Origin of the sequence: Vreelandella venusta (assembly GCF_007989605.1) — a bacterium.
Taxonomy (GTDB): Bacteria; Pseudomonadota; Gammaproteobacteria; order Pseudomonadales; family Halomonadaceae; genus Vreelandella; species Vreelandella venusta.
The window spans coordinates 1-3321 of the sequence record NZ_BJUL01000047.1 but is presented as its reverse complement, the minus strand read 5'-3'; the positions used below and the strand labels follow the sequence as shown (position 1 = coordinate 3321).

Sequence of the window (3321 nt, the reverse complement as noted above, 5' to 3'; positions counted from 1 at the left end):
CGCTATCGCCTTCTTTGACCGTCAGCGCAACGATCTTACCTGCGTGCGGGCTGGGCACGTCCATGGAGGCTTTGTCAGACTCCAGGGTGATCAGGGTATCTTCGGCGTTGACCTCATCACCGGCGCTAACCGCGACTTCGATGATTTCAACGCTGTCGGAACCGCCCAGGTCAGGCACTTTAATATCGACCGCCTGCTTGCCGCCGCTGGCTTTTTTCGCTGCCGGTGCGGGGGCGTCTTCCTGCGTCGGTTTGGCTTGTTTCGCTGGCGCGTCGTTGGGCTGACTGTCAGACGCGGGGGCTGACGCCTCTTCGCCACCGTCTGTGCCGCCTTCAACCTCCAGCTCAACGATGTCGTCGCCTTCGGAGACGCTATCGCCTTCTTTGACCAGCACTTTGAGTACCTTGCCGCCTTTCGGGGCCGGGACGTCCATGCTGGCTTTGTCGGATTCCAGGGTGATTAGGGTGTCTTCCGCTTCAATGACGTCGCCTTCTGACACCGCAATCTCGATGATTTCGACATCGGTATCACCACCGATATCGGGAACTTTGATGATTTCGCTACTCAAGGTCGCGCTCCTTCCAAATCGGATCGAGCCGGCGGGCATCTGCCCGCCGGGCAGCGGTTTAGCTGGTCAGCGGGTTCGGCTTATTGGCGTCAATGCCATACTTCTTCAGCGCCTCGCCGACGTGCTTGCGATCAAGCTCACCACGGTCTGCCAGAGCGCGTAGCGCCGCGACGGTGACGAAGTAGCGGTCTACTTCAAAGAAGTAGCGCAGCTTCTCGCGGGTGTCGGAACGGCCAAAGCCGTCCGTGCCCAGCACGGTGTACTCAGACGGTACCCAGGCACACACCTGGTCGGCGTAGAGCTTCATGTAGTCGGTGGAGGCAATCACCGGGCCGTCGCGGCCTTCCAGGCACTTCGTCACGTGGGGCTTGTTAGCCTCAGCGTCCGGGTTCAGGAAGCCTTCACGCTCCAGCAGCAGCGCTTCGCGACGCAGCTCGTTAAAGCTGGTCACGCTCCAGATATCCGCCCCAATGCCCCAGTCGTTGGCCAATAGCTCGGCGGCGGCTTCGACTTCGCGCAGGATGGTGCCGGAGCCCAGCAGTTGCACGCGGCCTTTATCGCCCTGGGTTTCGTTGAGCAGGTACATGCCTTTGACGATATCGTCGGTGGGCACGTTCTCAAGCGCGGGGTGCTCGTAGTTTTCGTTCATCACCGTCAGGTAGTAGAAGCAGTTCTCTTTGTCGGAGAACATGCGCTTCAGACCATCCTGGAGGATGACCGCCACTTCGTGGGCGTAGGTCGGGTCGTAGCTGCGGCAGTTGGGGATGGTGGAGGCTTGAATCAAGCTGTGGCCATCCTGGTGCTGCAGGCCTTCACCGTTGAGCGTGGTACGCCCGGCGGTGCCGCCGACCATAAAGCCGCGGGCTTGCAGGTCACCGGCGGCCCAGGCCAAGTCACCAATGCGCTGGAAGCCGAACATCGAGTAGTAGACGTAGAACGGCAGCAGGGTGACGTTGTTGTTGCTGTAGGACGTTGCGGCGGCAATCCACGCGGACATGGCACCGGCTTCACTAATCCCTTCTTCGAGAATCTGGCCTTTCTGATCCTCGCGGTAGAACATGATCTGGCCTTTATCGACCGGCTCATACTTCTGACCTTCCGAGGTGTAGATGCCAAGCTGACGGAACATGCCTTCCATGCCGAAGGTACGCGCTTCGTCAGGAATAATCGGGACGACATGTTTGCCGAGCTTCTTATCCTTCACTAGGCCGTTCAGCACGCGCACGAACGCCATGGTGGTGGAGACTTCGCGCCCTTTGGAGCCGACCATTTGCGAGGCAAAGGTTTTGTCTTCCAGGCTGGGGATCTCCAGCGCCTCAAAGTCACTGCGGCGGCTCGGCAGGTAGCCGTTTAAGCGTTCCCGCTGCAGGTGCATGTATTTCAGCTCGGGAGAGTCTTCTTCCGGCTTGTAATAGGGCACATCTTTAAGCTGCTCGTCGGTGAGCGGAATACCGAAGCGGTCGCGGAATTTACGCAACGCTTCATACTCCATGCTCTTGACCTGGTGGGACTCGTTGGCGGCTTCGCCATCGCCGCTGCCCATGCCGTAGCCTTTGACGGTGTGCGCCAGAATGACCGTGGGCTTACCGTTGGTCTGGTTGACCGCTTCGTGGTAGGCCGCGTAGACCTTGAACGGGTCGTGGCCACCGCGGTTGAGCTTCCAGATGTCTTCGTCAGATAGATCGTTGACCATCGCTTCGGTTTCGGGGTACTTACCGAAGAAGTGCTCGCGGGTGTACGAACCGCCGTTGGCCTTGTAGTTCTGGTACTCACCGTCGACCGCTTCGTCCATGCGTTTTTGCAGGATGCCTTTCTTGTCCTTCTCGAACAGCGGATCCCAGTGACGTCCCCAGACCACCTTGATGACGTTCCAGCCAGCGCCGCGGAACACGCCTTCGAACTCGTCCATGACGCGGGAGTTGCCGCGAACCGGGCCGTCCAAGCGCTGCAGGTTGCAGTTGATAACGAAGATCAGGTTATCGAGGTTTTCACGCCCGGCCAGGGAAATGGCGCCCAGTGACTCCGGCTCATCACACTCGCCGTCGCCCATAAAGCACCAGATCTTACGGTCGTACATGTCTTTTAGCTCACGGTGATGCAGGTACTTCATCACGTGGGCTTGATAGATGGCCTGAATCGGGCCAAGGCCCATGGACACCGTGGGGAACTGCCAGTAGTCCGGCATCAGCCACGGGTGGGGGTAGGAAGAGAGGCCATCGCCATCGACTTCGCGACGGAATTTGTCCATCTGCTCTTCTGACAAACGGCCTTCCAGGTAGGAACGCGCGTAAATCCCCGGGGCAACGTGGCCTTGGATGTAAATCAGGTCGCCTTCAAAGTCGCCTTTGGGGGCGCGGAAGAAGTGGTTAAAGCCGACATCGTACAGCGTGGCCGACGACATAAAGCTGGCAATGTGGCCGCCCAGCCCGGGGTTGGCGCGGTTATTACGGATGACCTGGGCAATGGCGTTGTAACGAATCAACGACCGAATGCGGCGCTCCATAAACAGATCGCCGGGCATCGGGGCTTCGCGATGCACAGGGATGGTGTTCCGGTGCGGGGTTGTCACCGAGAAGGGTACCTTCATCCCGTCCCGGCGCAGGCGATCCGCCAAGCGGGTCATCAGGTAGCGGGCACGATCTTCGCCCTCACGATCCAGTACTGATTCCAGGGATTCCAGCCACTCCGTGGTTTCGAGCGGATCGAGATCTTCTCTTGTCTCCAGACTCATAGAGGTCTCTCCGAATGACGAT

General features: G+C 59.3%; 2 protein-coding genes. Both read right to left on the bottom strand.

The annotated features are described in order from the left end of the window. A partial coding sequence (locus HVE01_RS19670) for a biotin/lipoyl-containing protein (RefSeq protein WP_146945484.1) occupies window positions 1-568 on the bottom strand: 568 nt, incomplete at its 3' end. Between the two features lie 58 nt (window positions 569-626). Beyond that, a complete protein-coding gene (gene aceE / locus HVE01_RS19665; protein ID WP_146945483.1) occupies window positions 627-3299 on the bottom strand; it encodes a pyruvate dehydrogenase (acetyl-transferring), homodimeric type in 2673 nt (890 codons plus the stop codon). Window positions 3300-3321 lie beyond the last annotated feature (22 nt).